Source organism: Azospirillum sp. UENF 111221 (assembly GCF_058780625.1).
This window is the reverse complement of record NZ_JBSNCH010000001.1, coordinates 351,589-367,171: the sequence shown is the minus strand read 5'-3', so window position 1 is coordinate 367,171 and position 15,583 is coordinate 351,589. Positions and strand designations below refer to the sequence as shown.

General features: G+C 66.3%; 15 protein-coding genes. 3 read left to right on the top strand and 12 right to left on the bottom strand.

The window, feature by feature from the left end:
- The 4 genes from ACWPN3_RS01585 to uraH form a co-directional block, all read right to left on the bottom strand.
- The gene (locus tag ACWPN3_RS01585; RefSeq protein WP_492242195.1) at nt 1-1,716 is read right to left on the bottom strand and encodes a methyl-accepting chemotaxis protein; all 1,716 of its coding nucleotides are present in this window, start codon (nt 1,714-1,716) and stop codon (nt 1-3) included.
- Between the two features lie 226 nt (nt 1,717-1,942).
- Nucleotides 1,943-2,863, bottom strand: coding sequence for a LysR family transcriptional regulator (locus tag ACWPN3_RS01580; RefSeq protein ID WP_109451036.1), 921 nt, complete (start codon nt 2,861-2,863; stop codon nt 1,943-1,945).
- Nucleotides 2,864-3,046: 183 nt separating this feature from the next.
- Nucleotides 3,047-4,816: a glyoxylate carboligase gene (gene gcl, locus ACWPN3_RS01575; protein ID WP_492242197.1), complete on the bottom strand. Its 1,770-nt coding sequence runs from the start codon at nt 4,814-4,816 to the stop codon at nt 3,047-3,049.
- 124 nt (nt 4,817-4,940) lie between these two features.
- On the bottom strand, nt 4,941-5,303 hold the full coding sequence (gene uraH, locus ACWPN3_RS01570; RefSeq protein ID WP_492242198.1) for a hydroxyisourate hydrolase: 363 nt from the start codon (nt 5,301-5,303) through the stop codon (nt 4,941-4,943).
- A 184-nt stretch (nt 5,304-5,487) separates the two neighbouring features.
- Between uraH and puuE the strand changes: the two genes are divergently transcribed.
- Together puuE and uraD are read left to right on the top strand one after the other, a co-directional pair.
- The gene (puuE, locus tag ACWPN3_RS01565; protein ID WP_492261017.1) at nt 5,488-6,417 is read left to right on the top strand and encodes an allantoinase PuuE; all 930 of its coding nucleotides are present in this window, start codon (nt 5,488-5,490) and stop codon (nt 6,415-6,417) included.
- Between the two features lie 8 nt (nt 6,418-6,425).
- Nucleotides 6,426-6,938, top strand: a complete 513-nt coding sequence (gene uraD / locus ACWPN3_RS01560; protein WP_492242200.1) for a 2-oxo-4-hydroxy-4-carboxy-5-ureidoimidazoline decarboxylase — start codon at nt 6,426-6,428, stop codon at nt 6,936-6,938.
- Between the two features lie 70 nt (nt 6,939-7,008).
- Here the strand turns inward: uraD and ACWPN3_RS01555 are convergent, their stop codons facing one another.
- The 7 genes from ACWPN3_RS01555 to oxlT form a co-directional block, all read right to left on the bottom strand.
- Nucleotides 7,009-8,403: an NAD(P)(+) transhydrogenase (Re/Si-specific) subunit beta gene (locus tag ACWPN3_RS01555; protein ID WP_492242201.1), complete on the bottom strand. Its 1,395-nt coding sequence runs from the start codon at nt 8,401-8,403 to the stop codon at nt 7,009-7,011.
- Between the two features lie 4 nt (nt 8,404-8,407).
- Nucleotides 8,408-8,827 (bottom strand): NAD(P) transhydrogenase subunit alpha part 2, encoded by a 420-nt coding sequence (locus ACWPN3_RS01550; protein ID WP_042704241.1) that lies wholly within the window; start codon nt 8,825-8,827, stop codon nt 8,408-8,410.
- A gap of 13 nt (nt 8,828-8,840) precedes the next feature.
- Nucleotides 8,841-10,010 (bottom strand): Re/Si-specific NAD(P)(+) transhydrogenase subunit alpha, encoded by a 1,170-nt coding sequence (locus ACWPN3_RS01545; protein WP_492242202.1) that lies wholly within the window; start codon nt 10,008-10,010, stop codon nt 8,841-8,843.
- Nucleotides 10,011-10,150: 140 nt separating this feature from the next.
- The gene (locus tag ACWPN3_RS01540) at nt 10,151-10,648 is read right to left on the bottom strand and encodes a CBS domain-containing protein (RefSeq protein ID WP_109447008.1); all 498 of its coding nucleotides are present in this window, start codon (nt 10,646-10,648) and stop codon (nt 10,151-10,153) included.
- An 88-nt stretch (nt 10,649-10,736) separates the two neighbouring features.
- Nucleotides 10,737-11,765 (bottom strand): 2-dehydropantoate 2-reductase, encoded by a 1,029-nt coding sequence (locus ACWPN3_RS01535; protein WP_109447006.1) that lies wholly within the window; start codon nt 11,763-11,765, stop codon nt 10,737-10,739.
- 226 nt (nt 11,766-11,991) lie between these two features.
- On the bottom strand, nt 11,992-12,735 hold the full coding sequence (locus ACWPN3_RS01530; RefSeq protein ID WP_492242203.1) for a sulfite exporter TauE/SafE family protein: 744 nt from the start codon (nt 12,733-12,735) through the stop codon (nt 11,992-11,994).
- 287 nt (nt 12,736-13,022) lie between these two features.
- Nucleotides 13,023-14,327, bottom strand: a complete 1,305-nt coding sequence (oxlT, locus tag ACWPN3_RS01525; protein WP_109447002.1) for an oxalate/formate MFS antiporter — start codon at nt 14,325-14,327, stop codon at nt 13,023-13,025.
- Nucleotides 14,328-14,802: 475 nt separating this feature from the next.
- Between oxlT and ACWPN3_RS01520 the strand changes: the two genes are divergently transcribed.
- On the top strand, nt 14,803-15,246 hold the full coding sequence (locus tag ACWPN3_RS01520) for a GNAT family N-acetyltransferase (protein ID WP_085084000.1): 444 nt from the start codon (nt 14,803-14,805) through the stop codon (nt 15,244-15,246).
- 89 nt (nt 15,247-15,335) lie between these two features.
- Here the strand turns inward: ACWPN3_RS01520 and ACWPN3_RS01515 are convergent, their stop codons facing one another.
- The gene (locus tag ACWPN3_RS01515) at nt 15,336-15,557 is read right to left on the bottom strand and encodes a hypothetical protein (RefSeq protein WP_109446998.1); all 222 of its coding nucleotides are present in this window, start codon (nt 15,555-15,557) and stop codon (nt 15,336-15,338) included.
- Nucleotides 15,558-15,583: the final 26 nt, after the last annotated feature.

Genomic DNA, 15,583 nt, shown 5'->3' with positions numbered 1-15,583 from the left:
TCAGCGCGCCCGGATCAGCATCTCTTCCAGATTGCGGTTGATCGATTCGACGCCGCTCTGGGCCTGATGCATGTTGGACACCACGCCGTCGGTCAGGGCCATCTGTTCCTCGGCACCGGTCGCGACGCCGTGGACCGTGGATTTCACGCTGTCCACCGACCGGGCGATGCCGCCCAGCGCCTCGACCACCTGACGGACGACCTCCTGCATGGCGACGATCTCGACGCCGATCCGCTCGGTGGCGCCGGAGGTCTGTTCGGCCAGCGACTTCACCTCGGTCGCCACGACCGCGAAGCCGCGGCCGGCCTCGCCCGCCCGCGCCGCCTCGATGGTGGCGTTCAGCGACAGCAGCTTGATCTGCGAGGCGATGGCGTCGATGAATTTGGCAACACCGTCCATCGCCGCCGCCGCCTCGTTCAGACGGCCGGTGGCGCTGTCCGCCGCCGCCGTGCGCCGGTCGATCTCATCCACCACCTCGCGCGATTTCAGGATGTCGGCGGAAATCCGCGTCGCCGAGGCGCACATCTGCTCGACGGATCCGGCGACGTCGGTGACCTTCTGGACCGTCTGCTTGGAAAACTCGATGGCCTCCAGACGCGACCTGATCATGCCGGTCACGTCGGTGGCGAATTTCACCACCTTCAGCACCTCCCCCGTCTCGGACAGCACGGGATTGTAGCTGGCGTTGATCCACACGTCGGACCCGTTCCTGGCACGGCGGCGGTAGAGGGAGGTGTGGAATGTCCCGCTGCGCAGGATGTCCCAGAACTCGCGGTATTCGGCGCTGTTCTGCTGTTCCGGGGGGACGAACATGCGGTGGTTCTGCCCGACCACCTCATCCAGCCGGTATCCCATCGCCTTCAGGAAGTTGTCGTTGGCATCCAGGATCGTGCCGTCGGGCTTGAAGTGGATCACCGCCTGCGACCGGTTGATCGCTTCGATCTGGGCGCGGAAGTCGGCGTTGCGAATCCGCTGCTCCGTCACGTCGGTGGCGAACTTCACGATCTTCCACGGTTTCCCGGTCGGGTCGAGGATCGGCGTATAGGTGGCCTGGATCCAGACCTGCTCGCCGCTCTTGGTCAGGCGCCGGAATTCGCCGCTTTGATGCTCTCCCCGGCCAAGCTTCTCCCAGAAGGCGCTGTAGGCCGGATCGGCGGCATCCACACCATCGAGGAACAGCTTGTGATGCCGCCCCTGCACCTCCTCCAGCCGATAGCCCATCAGGTCGAGAAAGCGCCGGTTGGCCGTCAGGATGGTGCCGTCCAAACCGAACTCGATCACCGCCTGGGACAGCTCGATGGCGGCGAGCTTGCCGTTGGCATCGGCCTCCTTCAGCTTCGCCTCGGTGATGTCGGTGGCGAACTTCACCACGCCGACAACCCGCCCGCCGGCGCCGAGGATCGGGTTGTAGGTGGCCCGCAGCCAGATTTCCCGGCCCGACTTCGTGATCCGCCGGAACACCGCCGATTGGAAGCGGCCTGCCCGCAGTTCGCCCCAGAAATCGCAGTAGTCCGTGCTCTTTGCATAGTCGGGATCGACGAACATGCTGTGCGGACGCCCCTTCACCTCGTCCAGACGATAGCCCATCGCCTCCAGGAAATTCCTGTTCGCATCCACCACCGTGCCGTCCATTGCGAATTCGATGACGGCCTGCGACCGGTCGAGCGCGTCCAGCTTGGCCCGCTCGCAGCTAACACCCTTGGTGAACAGAAACATGGAGTCCTCCCTTCCTCGCGTCGCGCCGGACGGATGCGGAAGGGCCATGGTTTCCCATTTTACCACTTCATTCCCGAGGTGGACCACGAACGGATCCGTCTCGGGAAACAAAGTATCCTGGCGGCACGGCCTCAGCATACGGCAGCGCCAGGAAGGATAGATAAAGCATCCGACCCGGCCAGTCGGGATTATCCCTAGGGCCGGGCACCGCCGGTCACAGGGCCGATCACAGGATCGTCTCCGGCGATATTCCCAGCAGGGCCGACTTGATCTTCGGCACCATATGGTCTGCAAAGGCCCGCACCTTGGCCGGAACCAGCGCGCGATGGGGATAGAGCACGGCCAGCGTCACCGGTTCCGGCGGAAAATCGGGCAGCACCGGCACCAGGGCGCCGCTGGCGAGATGCTCCGCCACCTCCCACAGCGGTTTCATCGCGATCCCCCGCCCGTCGAGCGCCCAGCCGGTCAGCACGTCGCCGTCGTCGGCGTCGAAGCGGCCCGACACCGGCAGCTTCACCGGCTCGCCGCCCTCCAGCACGCTCCATTGATATTGCTGGGTGCCGGGAAAGCGCAGGAGCAGGCAGTTGTGGCCGGACAGATCCGCCGGCCTTTCAGGCCGTCCGCGTTCCGACAGGTAGGAGGGGGCGGCGACCAGCACGCGGCGCACGTCGGCGATCTTGCGCACGACGAAGCTGGAATCCTTCAGCGCCGCCATCCGCACCGCCACATCGACCGCCTCGCGCAGCAGGTCGAGCAAATGGTCGGACAGGCGCAGCCGCACCTCCACCAGCGGGTGGGCGGCACAGAAGTCGGGGACCAGCGGCGACAGGATGCGGCGGCCGAAGCCCAGCGGCGCCGTTACCCGCACGCTGCCCGACGGCACGCCGGACCCGGCGGCGATGCTACTGTGGGCACGCTCCACCGCCTCCAGAACCTCAAGGCAGCTCTGGTAGAAATCCATGCCGGTCTCGGTCGCCTGCAACTGCCGCGTCGTGCGGTTCAGCAGCCGGACGCCGAGATGGGTTTCCAGCTGCTGGATGCGGTGGCTGACCATGGCCGGCGACATGCGCAGGTTCCGCCCGGCGGCCGACAGGCTGCCCAGTTCGACGACGCGGACGAAGATGCGCATGTTCTCAAGCAACGCCATGCTCGCGCGGACTCCCTGCCAGACGATTGGGCCGGACCGGTGGGTTCACGGGTCGGAAGGGACGCTAGCACGGGTGCCGCGGAGAGGGAATTTCCGCGACGCAGCAAGCCTGCCCAAACGAAAGCCGCCGGAGCGCGTCTGCGCCCCGGCGGCTTTCCGGTCGGACGGGATGGAAGCGGATCGTCAGACCAGAACGGTCTCGCTCTCGTCCACCGGCAGGTCCAGCGTCTCCTCGAACTCGGTGACGCTGTCGATGTCGGCGCCCATCGAGATGTTGGTCACCCGCTCCAGCACCAGCTCGACGACGACCGGCACCTGATACTGGTCCATCCAGGCCTGGGCCTGGGTGAACGCCTCCTGGATGCGGTCGGGCTCGGTGACGCGGATCGCCTTGCAGCCCAGCCCTTCGGCCACCGCGACATGGTCGACGCCATAGACGCCGATCTCCGGCGCGTTGATGTTCTCGAAGGACAGCTGGACCTGGAAGTCCATCTGGAAGGCGCGCTGCGCCTGCCGGATCAGGCCGAGATAGGCGTTGTTCACCAGCACATGGATGTAGGGCAGCTTGTGCTGGGCGCCGACCGCCAGTTCCTCGATCATGAACTGGAAGTCGTAGTCGCCGGACAGGGCGACGATGCGCCGCTTCGGATCGGCCACCCGCACGCCGAGCGCCGCCGGCAGGGTCCAGCCCAGTGGGCCGGCCTGGCCGCAGTTGATCCAGTGGCGCGGCTTGTAGACGTGCAGGAACTGAGCGCCGGCGATCTGCGACAGGCCGATGGTGGTGACGTAGGTGGTGTCCTGGCCGAAGGCGCTGTTCATCTCCTGATAGACGCGCTGCGGCTTCATCGGCACCTGATCGAAGTCGCTGCGGCGGTGCATCGACCGCTTGCGGCCCTGGCAATCCTTGACCCAGCCGGCGAGATCCTTGAAGCGGCCCTCGGCCTTCCACTCCTTCGCGACTTCGATGAACAGGTCGAGTGCCGCGCCGGCATCCGACACGATGCCGAGGTCGGGCATGAAGACGCGGCCGATCTGGGTCGGCTCGATGTCGACATGCACGAACTTGCGGCCCTTGGTGTAGACCTCGACCGAGCCGGTGTGGCGGTTGGCCCAGCGGTTGCCGATGCCCAGCACGAAGTCCGACTTCAGCATCGTCGCGTTGCCGTAGCGGTGGGCGGTCTGCAAGCCCACCATGCCGGCCATCAGCGGATGGTCGTCGGCGATGGTGCCCCAGCCCATCAGGGTCGGGATCACCGGCACGCCGAGCAGCTCGGCGAACTCCACCAGCTTGTCCGACGCGTCGGCGTTGATGATGCCGCCGCCGGCCACGACCAGCGGACGTTCCGCCGCCGCGAACATCGCCAGCGCCTTCTCGACCTGGGCACGGGTGGCGGACGGCTTGTAGACGGCCAGCGGCTCGTAGGTCTCGTCGTCGAACTCGATCTCGGCCATCTGGACGTCGATGGGCAGGTCGATCAGCACCGGGCCGGGACGGCCGCTGCGCATCAGGTGGAAGGCCTGCTGGAAGACGTAGGGCACCTGCGCCGGCTCCAGCACGGTCACCGCCCATTTGGCGACCGGCTTGGCGATGTCGGCGATGTTGATCGCCTGGAAATCCTCCTTGTGCAGGCGGGCACGCGGCGCCTGGCCGGTGATGCACAGGATCGGGATCGAGTCCGCGATGGCCGAGTAGAGGCCGGTGATCATATCGGTGCCGGCCGGGCCGGAGGTGCCGATGCACACGCCGATGTTGCCGGCCTTGGCCCGGGTGTAGCCTTCGGCCATGTGCGAGGCCCCCTCGACATGGCGGGCCAGCACATGGCGCATCGTGCCGCGCCGCTGCATCGCCGCATAGAAGGGGTTGATCGCGGCGCCCGGGACGCCGAAGCAGACGTCGATGCCCTCCCGCTCCAGCACCCGCACCGCCGCTTCCGCCGCCGTCATTCTCGCCATCGCTCGAACTCCTCACCAAACGCGATTGTTGCTGAGGACAGCTAAGCGCGCGGATGGTGGGTACGGCAAATCAACGGGTTGCCTTTTCCACAGGCTGGAAAGCAGCGCCGAACGGGGAGGAGCGTCAGCTGCCGCGATATGTGGAGTAGGCCCAAGGCGAAACCAGCAGCGGCACATGGTAATGCTGGGACGCATCCTTGATGCCGAAGCGCAGCGGCACCTCGTCGATGAAGTCCGGGCCATCACCGTCAATGGCGCCCGAGATCGCGCCGATGCGGCGGAAATACTCGCCGGCCATGAACAGCAGCTCGTAGCGGCCGGACTTGAAATCCTCGCCCTGGAGCGCCGGGGCGTCGAGCCGGCCGTCGGCGTTCGTTGTGAACTCGCCGAGAACGGTGCCGGTGTCGAGCGAGGTCAGGCGGATGCGCATGCCCGGCGCCGGGCGGCCGGCGGCGATGTCGAGGACGTGGGTGGTCAGGCGGCCCATGGGGTACGGTCTCCGCAACGATGCATCTCTGGATGCCGCAGCTTAAGCCCAGTCCCCTCCCCTGCCCACCCGCGAAAATCCGGAAACTGTCTTCACCCCCGCGCCCAATCGGCCGATTGAACCCCCTGCCGCCAATGGCTTAGCGTAGGTTCCGCTTCGACCGCAGCGTGAAGGCGAGACGACGATGACCGACACCGCCCATCCCCAGGGCTATCCCCGCGACATGATCGGCTATGGCGCCACCCCGCCGCAGGCCAACTGGCCGGGCGGCGCCCGCGTGGCGGTGCAGTTCGTCATCAATTACGAGGAGGGCGGCGAGAATTGCGTCCTCCATGGCGACGCCGCGTCGGAGGCCTTCCTGTCGGAGATCGTCGGCGCGCAGCCGATCCCCGGCGCCCGCCACATGAACATGGAGTCGATCTACGAATACGGCTCCCGCGCCGGCTTCTGGCGGCTGCACCGCCTGTTCACCGAGCGCAACCTGCCGGTCACCGTCTATGGCGTCGCCATGGCGCTGGAGCGCAATCCCGAGGTGGTCGCCGCGATGAAGGCCGCCGGCTGGGAGATCGCCACCCATGGCTGGCGCTGGATCGACTACCAGCATCTGCCGGCCGAGGTGGAGCGCGAGCACATGCTGCGCGCCATCGAAATCCACACCCGCGTGACCGGCGAACGGCCGCTCGGCTGGTATCTCGGGCGGTGCAGCCCGAACACCTGGCGGCTGGTCGCCGAGGAGGGCGGCTTCGTCTACAACGCCAATTCCTATGCCGACGATCTGCCCTATTGGGACGACAGCCATGGCCGGCCGCAGCTGATCGTGCCCTATACGCTCGACGCCAACGACATGCGCTTCGCGACCAACCAGGGCTTCAACAGCGGCGACCAGTTCTTCGCCTATCTGAAGGACAGCTTCGACACGCTTTATGCGGAAGGCGAGACGGCGCCGAAGATGATGTCCATCGGCCTGCATTGCCGTCTGGTCGGGCGTCCCGGCCGCGCGGCGGCGCTGGCGCGTTTCCTCGACTATGTGCGCAGCCATGACAAGGCGTGGGTGGCGACCCGGCTCGACATCGCCCGCCACTGGATCGCCGAACACCCCTACACCGCGACGTGAGAACGCAGATGCCCTACAGCCTGGACGACCTGAACCGGATGGACCGCGCCGACTTCGTCGCGGCGCTGGGTGCGGTGTTCGAGGACAGCCCCTGGGTGGCGGACGCCGCCTGGGACAAGCGCCCCTTCGCCGATGCCGCGGCCTTGCGCGCGGCGATGACCGGCATCGTGCGCAGGGCGGGGACGGAGCGGCAGCATGCCTTGATCCTGTCCCACCCCGACCTTGCCGACCGCGCCAGCCGCCCGGCCAATCTGACCGCCTTCTCGCAGACCGAGCAGGCCAAAGCGGGCCTGAACGAGCTGACCGAGGCGGAGGCCCAGGAACAGCGCGACCTGAACCGGGCCTACCGGGAACGCTTCGGCTTCCCCTTCATCATGGCGGTGCGCTTCAGCAGCAAGCAGGAAATCCTGGCGGCGATGCGCGAGCGCGTGGCGAACGAGCCCGATGTCGAATTCGGCCGAGCGCTGGAGGAAATCTACAAGATCGCCGGCTTCCGGCTGGACGATCTGGTGAAGGGATAACACCCACTCCAGAAACGAAAAAGCGCGCCGCCCCAACCGGAGCGGCGCGCTTTTTCCGTCGCAGTGTCCGTTACGCTTCCATCGCCTTGACGACCTCTTCGGTGACCTTCTTGGCGTCGCCGAACAGCATCATGGTGTTGGGGCGGAAGAACAGCTCGTTCTCGACACCGGCATAGCCGGCGGCCATGCCGCGCTTGATGAAGAACACCGTCTTGGCCTTCTCCACGTCCAGGATCGGCATGCCGTAGATGGCGCTCGTCGGGTCGGTCTTGGCCGCCGGGTTGGTCACGTCGTTGGCGCCGATGACGAAGGCGACGTCCGCCGTGCCGAAGTCGCGGTTGATGTCCTCCAGCTCGAACACCTCGTCGTACGGCACGTTGGCCTCGGCCAGCAGCACGTTCATGTGACCGGGCATGCGGCCCGCCACCGGGTGGATGGCGTACTTCACGTCGACGCCCTCGTGCTTCAGCGCGTCGGACATTTCGCGGAGCGCATGCTGGGCCTGGGCCACCGCCATGCCATAGCCGGGCACCACGATCACCGACTGGGCATTCTTCATGATGTAGGCGGCGTCCTCGGCAGAGCCGGCCTTGACCGAACCCTGCGGACCCTTGGCACCGGCCGCGGCACCCGCCGCCTCGCCGCCGAAGCCGCCGAGGATGACGTTGAAGATCGAGCGGTTCATGCCCTTGCACATGATGTAGGACAGGATCGCGCCCGAGGATCCCACCAGAGCGCCGGTGATGATCAGCAGGTTGTTCTGCAGGGTGAAGCCGATGCCGCAGGCCGCCCAGCCGGAATAGCTGTTCAGCATCGAGATGACCACCGGCATGTCGGCGCCGCCGATCGGCAGGATCAGCAGGAAGCCCAGCGCCAGCGCCACGATGACGATCAGCCACATCGCGACATCGGCGTTCGACTGCACCAGCCAGCCGATCAGGATGACGGTCAGCACGCCGAGCGCCGCGTTCAGCGGATGCTGCATCGGGAAGACCAGCGGCTTGCCGGTGACCAGACCCTGGAGCTTGGCGAAGGCGACGATGGAGCCGGTGAAGGTGATGGCACCCACCGCGGTGCCCAGCGCCATCTCGATCAGCGAGCCCTTGGCGATGGCGCCGCGGAGGCCGATGCCGTAGGCCTCCGGCGAGTAGAAGGCGGCGAGCGCCACGAAGACGGCGGCCAGACCGACCAGCGAGTGGAAGGCGGCGACCAGCTGCGGCAGCGCCGTCATCTCGATCTTCTTGGCCACCACATAGCCGATGGCGCCGCCGATGGCGATGCCGAGCACGATCATCCAGTAGGACTGGACGATGGGCGAAGCCAGCGTGGTCAGGATGGCGATGGTCATGCCGACCATGCCGTAGATGTTGCCCTGGCGCGAGGTCTCCGGGCTGGACAGCCCGCGCAGCGCCATGATGAAGCAGATGGAGGCGACGAGATAGAGAAGGGCGGACAAGGTTTCCATGGTCTTACTTGCCCTTCTTCTTGAACATGGAGAGCATGCGCTGGGTCACGAGGAAGCCGCCGAAGATGTTGACGGATGCCAGGATGACGGCAAGGAATCCCAGGACCTTGGAGAAACCGAAGCCGGCCGGGCCGGCGGCGACGAGCGCGCCGACGATGATGACCGACGACACGGCGTTGGTGACGGCCATCAGCGGCGAATGCAGGGCCGGAGTGACGCGCCAGACGACGTAATAGCCGACGAAGCAGGCCAGAACGAGCACCGTCAGGCCGGTGACGAAGAAGCTGCCATGGCTTGCCGCCTCGGTCACCGGGACCGGCGACAGCTGCGCCACCTGCACGGCCAGCGCGTCGACCTGATTGGTCAGCGCCGCCAGGGTCTGGCGGAACGCGGCGATGTTGCTTGCGGGATCCGGGTGTTCCATGGGATCCGCCTCCTCACGCGGGTTGCGCTTCGCGGGCGTCCGCGAAGGCAGGATGCACGATGGCGCCGTCGCGGGTCAGCGCGATGGCCTTGACGATCTCGTCGTCCCAGTTGACGGAGACGCCCGTTTCCTTGCCGTGCAGCGACGTCAGCAGCGCCAGCAGGTTCTTGGCGTAGAGCAGCGAGGCGCTCTCGGCGATGCGGCTGGCATAGTTGGCGTGGCCGACGATCTTCACGCCGTTGGCCGTGGTCACCACCTCGCCCAGCTTGGCGCCCTCGACGTTGCCGCCCTGCTCCACCGCCAGATCGACGATCACCGAACCCGGCTTCATCGACGCCACATGCTCCGCCGTCACCAGGATCGGCGCCTTGCGGCCGGGGATCAGTGCTGTGGTGATGACGAGGTCCTGCTTCTTGATGTGCTCGGCGACCAGGGCTGCCTGCTGGCGCTTGTAGTCGTCCGACATCTCCTTGGCATAGCCGCCGGCGGTCTCGGCCTGCTTGAACTCGTCGTTCTCCACTGCGACGAAGCTGCCGCCCAGCGACTGAACCTGCTCCTTCACCGCCGGGCGCACGTCGGTGGCCGAGACGATGGCGCCGAGGCGCTTGGCGGTGGCGATGGCCTGGAGGCCGGCGACACCGACGCCCATGATGAAGGCTCTCGCCGGCGGCACGGTGCCGGCGGCGGTCATCATCATCGGAAAGGCGCGGCCATATTCCGAGGCGGCATCGACGACGGCCTTGTAGCCGGCGAGGTTGGCCTGGGAGGACAGCACGTCCATGACCTGGGCACGGGTGATGCGCGGCATGAACTCCATGGCGAAGGCGTTGACGCCGGCATCGGCGTAGGCCTTCACATGGTCGCGGCTGTTGTAGGGATTGAGGATGGCGAACAGCAGCGCGCCCTTGCGGATCAGCGCCAGTTCGTCCTCACCACCTTCCGCAGCGATGAGCGGGCGCTGGACCTTCAGCACGATGTCGGCATCGGCCAGCGCCGAAGCCTGGTCGGCGGCGATGGCGGCCCCCGCCGCCTCAAAGGCTGCGTCAGGAAGGCTGGAACCGAGGCCGGCCCCGCTCTCCACCACCACATCCAGACCGAGGGCTTTGAATTTCTTGACGGTTTCGGGAGACGCGGCGACGCGGCGCTCGCCCGGGCGGCGCTCCCTGGGTATCGCGATCTTCATGTCGTTTTGCTTTCGAAGGCCGGCCTTGGCGGCGGGCAATAATCGGCCCGCGTCCGGGCCAGGGCCGGATCAGGGCGGGCAAGCGCCGAAGCGGCAACTCGGGTGGGGCGGCGGACATGCGCCGGCCCCACCCGCAACACTCACTGGTTGGCAACGACCGGGAAGTCCCAGCCCTCGGCGGCCGTGGCGGCGGCCGTGGCGGCAGCCGTTGCAGCGGCGACCGGAACGCCCTCGCCCGACAGCTCTTCCAACTGGCGGCGGATCAGGTCGCGGACGCTGACGACGCCGACCAGGGTCGAGCCTTCCAGAACCGGAACATGGCGGATGCCATGCTCGTCCATCAGGCTCAGCACATGGCGCACGGAGTCCGACGGGCTGCAGCAGTAGGGATCGCGCGTCATCAGCGCCGACACCGCCTGCTCCAGGATGGCGGGACCGCGGTCGACCAGAGCGCGGACGACGTCGCGTTCGGAAATGACGCCGACCACCGTGTTGCCTTCGGTGCGGCAGACGTCCTTGACCACCAGCGCGCCGGTGTTCTCCGCCTTCATCAGGCGCAGCGCGGTGGAGACCGTTTCATTGATGCGCACCATTCCGATGCGCGTGCCCTTCTTGCGGAGAATGTCCTCGACCTTCATGACGCTCCACCCCCCTTGAGGCGGCCGGCGCGGACCCTGTCCGGGTTTGCGCCGGCCGCGTCGCCTGACTTTGGTTGCCCTGACTTGGTTATTGGGCCGCCACCGCTTCCGGCGTGCGGGCGGGAGCAGCGGGCTGCGGCCGGCTGTAGCAGCCGGCGGTCTCGCCGCGCTGCTTCACCAGCGCCAGCACCACGTCGATGGTCGGCGTCGGCACGCCCACCATGCGGCCCATCTCCTGCACCACCGACAGCAGCGGGTCGATCTCCATCGGCCGGCCGCGCTCCAGATCCTGGAGCATCGAGGTCTTGTGCGCGCCCACCGCGGCAGCGCCGTTGATGCGGCGCTCCACATCGACGCGGAAATGGACGCCCAGCTTGTCGCCGATGTCCTTGGCCTCCAGCATCATCGCCTTGGCGACGGCGCGGGTGTCGGCGTCGCCGCAGATGACTTCCAGCGTGCCGTGGGTCAGCGCACTGATCGGGTTGAAGCAGAGGTTGCCCCACAGCTTCAGCCAGATCTCGTCGCGGATGCGGTCCAGCACCGGCGCGCGCAGGCCGCCGGCCTCCATCGCCTTCGACAGGGCGACGACGCGGTCCGACTTCGACCCGTCCGGCTCGCCGAGGGAGAATTTGTCGCCATAGACATGCTGGATGACGCCCGGTTCCACCACTTCGGTCGCCGGATAGACGACGCAGCCGATGGCGCGCTGCGGACCCAGGCCGTTCCATTGGACCGAGCCCGGATCGACGGTTTCCAGCGTGCGGCCGTCGAACTCGCCGCCGGTGCCGTAGAAATACCAATAGGGAATGCCGTTGACCGCGGTGACGACGGCGGTGTGGTCACCGAGCAGCGGTTGCATCGCGGGCACGACACCGGGGACGGAGTGGGCCTTCAACGCGACGATCACATAATCCTGCGGGCCGAGTTCGGCCGGGTTGTCGGTGCAGCGGGGGTGGACGACGGTCTTCTCCTCCCCCATCAGCAAGGTGACGCCGTTCTCGCGCATCGCCGCCAGATGCGCGCCACGCGCCACCAGACTGACTTCGGCACCTGCCTGATGCAGGCGAACGCCGAGGTAGCCGCCGATGGCCCCGGATCCGTAGATGCAAATCTTCATGCCGGATTCCCCTCTCCCCCGATTTCACTTTTTGAATGCTGTGGGGCTGGACGACGCCAGCCTGCCCACACCGGCCGCATCCATCGGCTGACCGGTTGCTTTGCAGCGGCATCCAACAGTCTGTCGCGCAAACTGTGTCTGGAGTTTGGTATACCACATACCGTATGTCAATGCGGAATGTGGGGGCACGGTTGAGATTGCGGACGCCGTCCACACCCGGTCCGGATCAGGCTCCATTCGCAAAAAAGTACAGGGTCAGCACCGTTCCGATGATGACCACGAAGGTCTTCAGAAGCTTGGGATCGACCCGCTTCGCCCCCATGGCGCCGGCATAGCCGCCAACCACCGCCGCCAGGGCCATCGCCACGGTTTCCGGCCAGGACACGGCGCCCGCGACGATGAAGGTGCCGACCGCCGCCGCGTTCATCAACATCGCCAGCAAAAGCCGCAACCCGTTCATGGCGTGGATGTCGCGCAGCCCGAACAGGGTCAGCGCCGCCAGCATCAGGAAGCCGATGCCGCCGCCGAAATAACCGCCATAGATCGAGATCAGGAACTGCACCACCAGCACGCTGCGCCCGCCCAGCCGCAGCCGGGACACGATGCCCGGCGCATAGGCGCCGATGGCGAAGACGGAGGTGGCGAACAGCAGAAGCCAGGGCACGAAGCGGGCGAAGGTCGCGTTCGGCGTCACCAGCAGAAGCAGCGCGCCCACCAGCCCGCCGACAAGGCTGAGGGCGGCGAAGACCGGGACATTGACCTGGCCGCCGGCGGCGATCTCCCGGCGATAGGCCCAGCTGCTGGCCGCCTGCCCAGGAAACAGCGCCACGGTGCTGGAGGCGTTGGCGGCCACCGGCGGCACGCCGGCGAACAGCAGGGCCGGAAAGGTGATGAAGGCGCCACCCCCGGCGACGGCGTTGAGCGCGCCGGAACAGAAGGCCGCCAGCATCAGGACAAGAATACCCAACATGACCGACCCACCCCTTTCGATCCGTGTTGACGATGCAACCCGTATTCTGTATACAGAATATCAGTCTCCCAGCGTTCTCTGCCGGGACCTGTCAGTCGGAGGTGCGGGTCGTGGATGCGGTTCACGGCCTGCCCCCCAAAACGCGACAAACCGACACCGGGACCAATGCGGTGGTCCCGATGCCGGTTTGTCGTTTTTTTTCGGCGGTAACTGTTCCGCCCTTATTGAGAGTTCCGGCTGGCCCCCCGGTCAACGGGAACTCTCTCGGCGGACGGTCCGCGGTGCTTTCAGTCGGCGCCCTCGGCCGCCAGCTTGCCGACCGGCTGGGTGGTGTCCTCGGCGATCTGGCGGGCACGCATCGGCTTCAGGACGAACAGGGCCATGAAGGCGGCGATGGCGTTGACCGCGGCGGCGAAGAAGAACACCGCCTGCCAGCTGCCGGTGGAGGACACGATCACGTTGGCGAAGGGAACGACCAGCGACGCGGTGCCCTTGGCGGTGTAGAGCAGGCCGGCGTTGGTGGTGGCGAACTTCGAGCCGAAGCTGTCGGCGCAGCAGGACGGGAACAGGCTGTAGATCTCGCCCCAGGCGAAGAACACCAGACCGGTCAGGATGACGAAGGCGACCGGGTTGTGACCCCACTGGTTCAGCGCCAGGATGCCGACCGCTTCGATGGCGAAGGCGACGAACATCGTGTTTTCACGGCCGATATGATCGGACACCCAGCCGAAGAACGGACGGGTCACGCCGTTCAGCACGCGGTCGATGGTCAGGGCGAAGGTCAGCGCCGGCAGGGTCAGGCCCATGATGCTGACGGGCATGCCGTCGAGGTGGAAGTCCTTGGCGATCGGGCCGAGCTGGGCGGTGGCCATCAGACCGCCGGCGGCGACCATGACGAACATCAGGTACATCACCCAGAAGACCGGCGACTTCAGCGTCTCCTGCGGGGTGTAGTTGCGGCGGCTCTGAACGATGTTGCTCTTGGTCTTCGGCAGCAGGGCCGGGTCGGCTTCCTTCAGGAACCAGGCCAGCGCGAAGACGATCAGGCCCTGGCCCAGACCGAACACCAGGAAGGTCTGCTCGAAGCCGGAGGTCTGGATCATGTTGGCGATCGGAACGACCGTCAGGGCGGAACCGGCGCCGAAGCCGGCGGCGGTCAGGCCGGCGGCCAGGCCGCGGCGATCCGGGAACCACTTCAGCGCGTTGCCGACGCAGGTGCCGTACACGGCGCCGGCACCGACGCCGCCCACGGCCGCACCGATGTAGAGCAGCGCCAGCGAGTCGGCGAACGAATTGATGACCCAGGCCAGGGCGCACAGGATGCCACCGACCACGACGACGATGCGGGGACCGAACTTGTCGACGAACCAGCCCTCGACCGGCACCAGCCAGGTTTCGGTCACGACGAAAATGGTGAAGGCGATCTGAATGGCGGCACGGCCCCAATGATACTTTTCATCGATGGGGTTGACGAACAGCGTCCAGCCATATTGCAGGTTCGCAATCATCGACATGCAGATCACGCCGATGACCAACTGCATCCAGCGGCCGCCGAGCGGTGCTCCCTGCGCCTCCGAATTCGTATGCTGCATCTTCTATCTCCTCCTAGGAAGCGGTTCTCTGCCGATTCGGGCGTCGCTTCTGTTTTGATGCTTTAGGCGTTTTCTTTGGGTGTCTTCTGAGATGCTTCGGAATTTGATGCTGTTGTTTGCTCTGAGTGACAGCGCGGCGGGGATGCGGCCCCGGGGCGCTGCACTGCTGTGGGAGGCGGATTTTCGCCCCCCGCCAAATCGGTGCGGTCCTGATCCGATCTGGAATTATCAATATGGTATACCAGATGCCGAATGCCGCGCAAGCGATTAGTGGAAGGCACGAACTGTTTCCGCAGGCTGCATTCGTGTCGCTGCGGGGCCTGCTGCCGGCTATTGGTTTTCCGGCACGCGGAAAGTGTGGCAGGCCAGCTTTCGGCCGGACAATCTACTGGCATATGGTATGCCAGCGCCAGGGACGGACCGCCGGCGCCGATGCCATCCGGGCAGAACCCATATTGATAAGGAGTCGACCGCCATGGACCAGCAGCAGAACATTGAGATCGTCGTGGCGCGTGACGATGCCGATATCGCCGCCAGCTACCCGATCATGAAGGAGCTGCGGACCCACATGACCGACCCCGAAGCCTACCGCGCGCAGATCCGCCGCCAGATGGACGACGGCTACAACCTCGCCCTGCTGCGGCTGGATGGCGAAATCGCCGGCTGTGGCGGCTTCCGCGTCCACGAGACGCTGTCGCGCGGTCGCTATATGTATGTCGAGGATCTGGTGACCAGCTCGGCCAAGCGCTCCTACGGGCTGGGCGACAAGCTGTTCGACTGGCTTGCCGGCGAGGCGCGGGAGCGCGGCTGCGCCCAGATGGAGATCATCTCCGGCATCCAGCGCGGCGAGGCCCACCGCTTCTACCACCGCAAGCGGATGACCATCAAAAGCTTCCAGCTGGTGCTGCCGCTCGCCTGACCGGGGAAAGACACCCGAAGACCGGAAACGAAAAAGACGGCCCTTGGGAGGCCGTCTTTCTCACGATGACAGGAAGGAAGAGGCGCGGATCAGAAGGCGCGCGGGAAGCTCGCCCAGGCCGGACCCGGCGGCAGTTCGTCTTCGGGTTCCTTGAGATCGGCTTCGGTCGGATTGGCGAGGCGAAGGGGGGCTGAGGAGAAATCGCGCTGCGTCTTGCCCGCATTGGCGATCTGCATCGACAGAATGTAATGGACCGTGCCGCCGAAGACGGACAGCACAAGCGCCAGAACCAGCATTTCCAACATGTTCATCGCTCCAGTGTCTCGGTGGGGTGCTT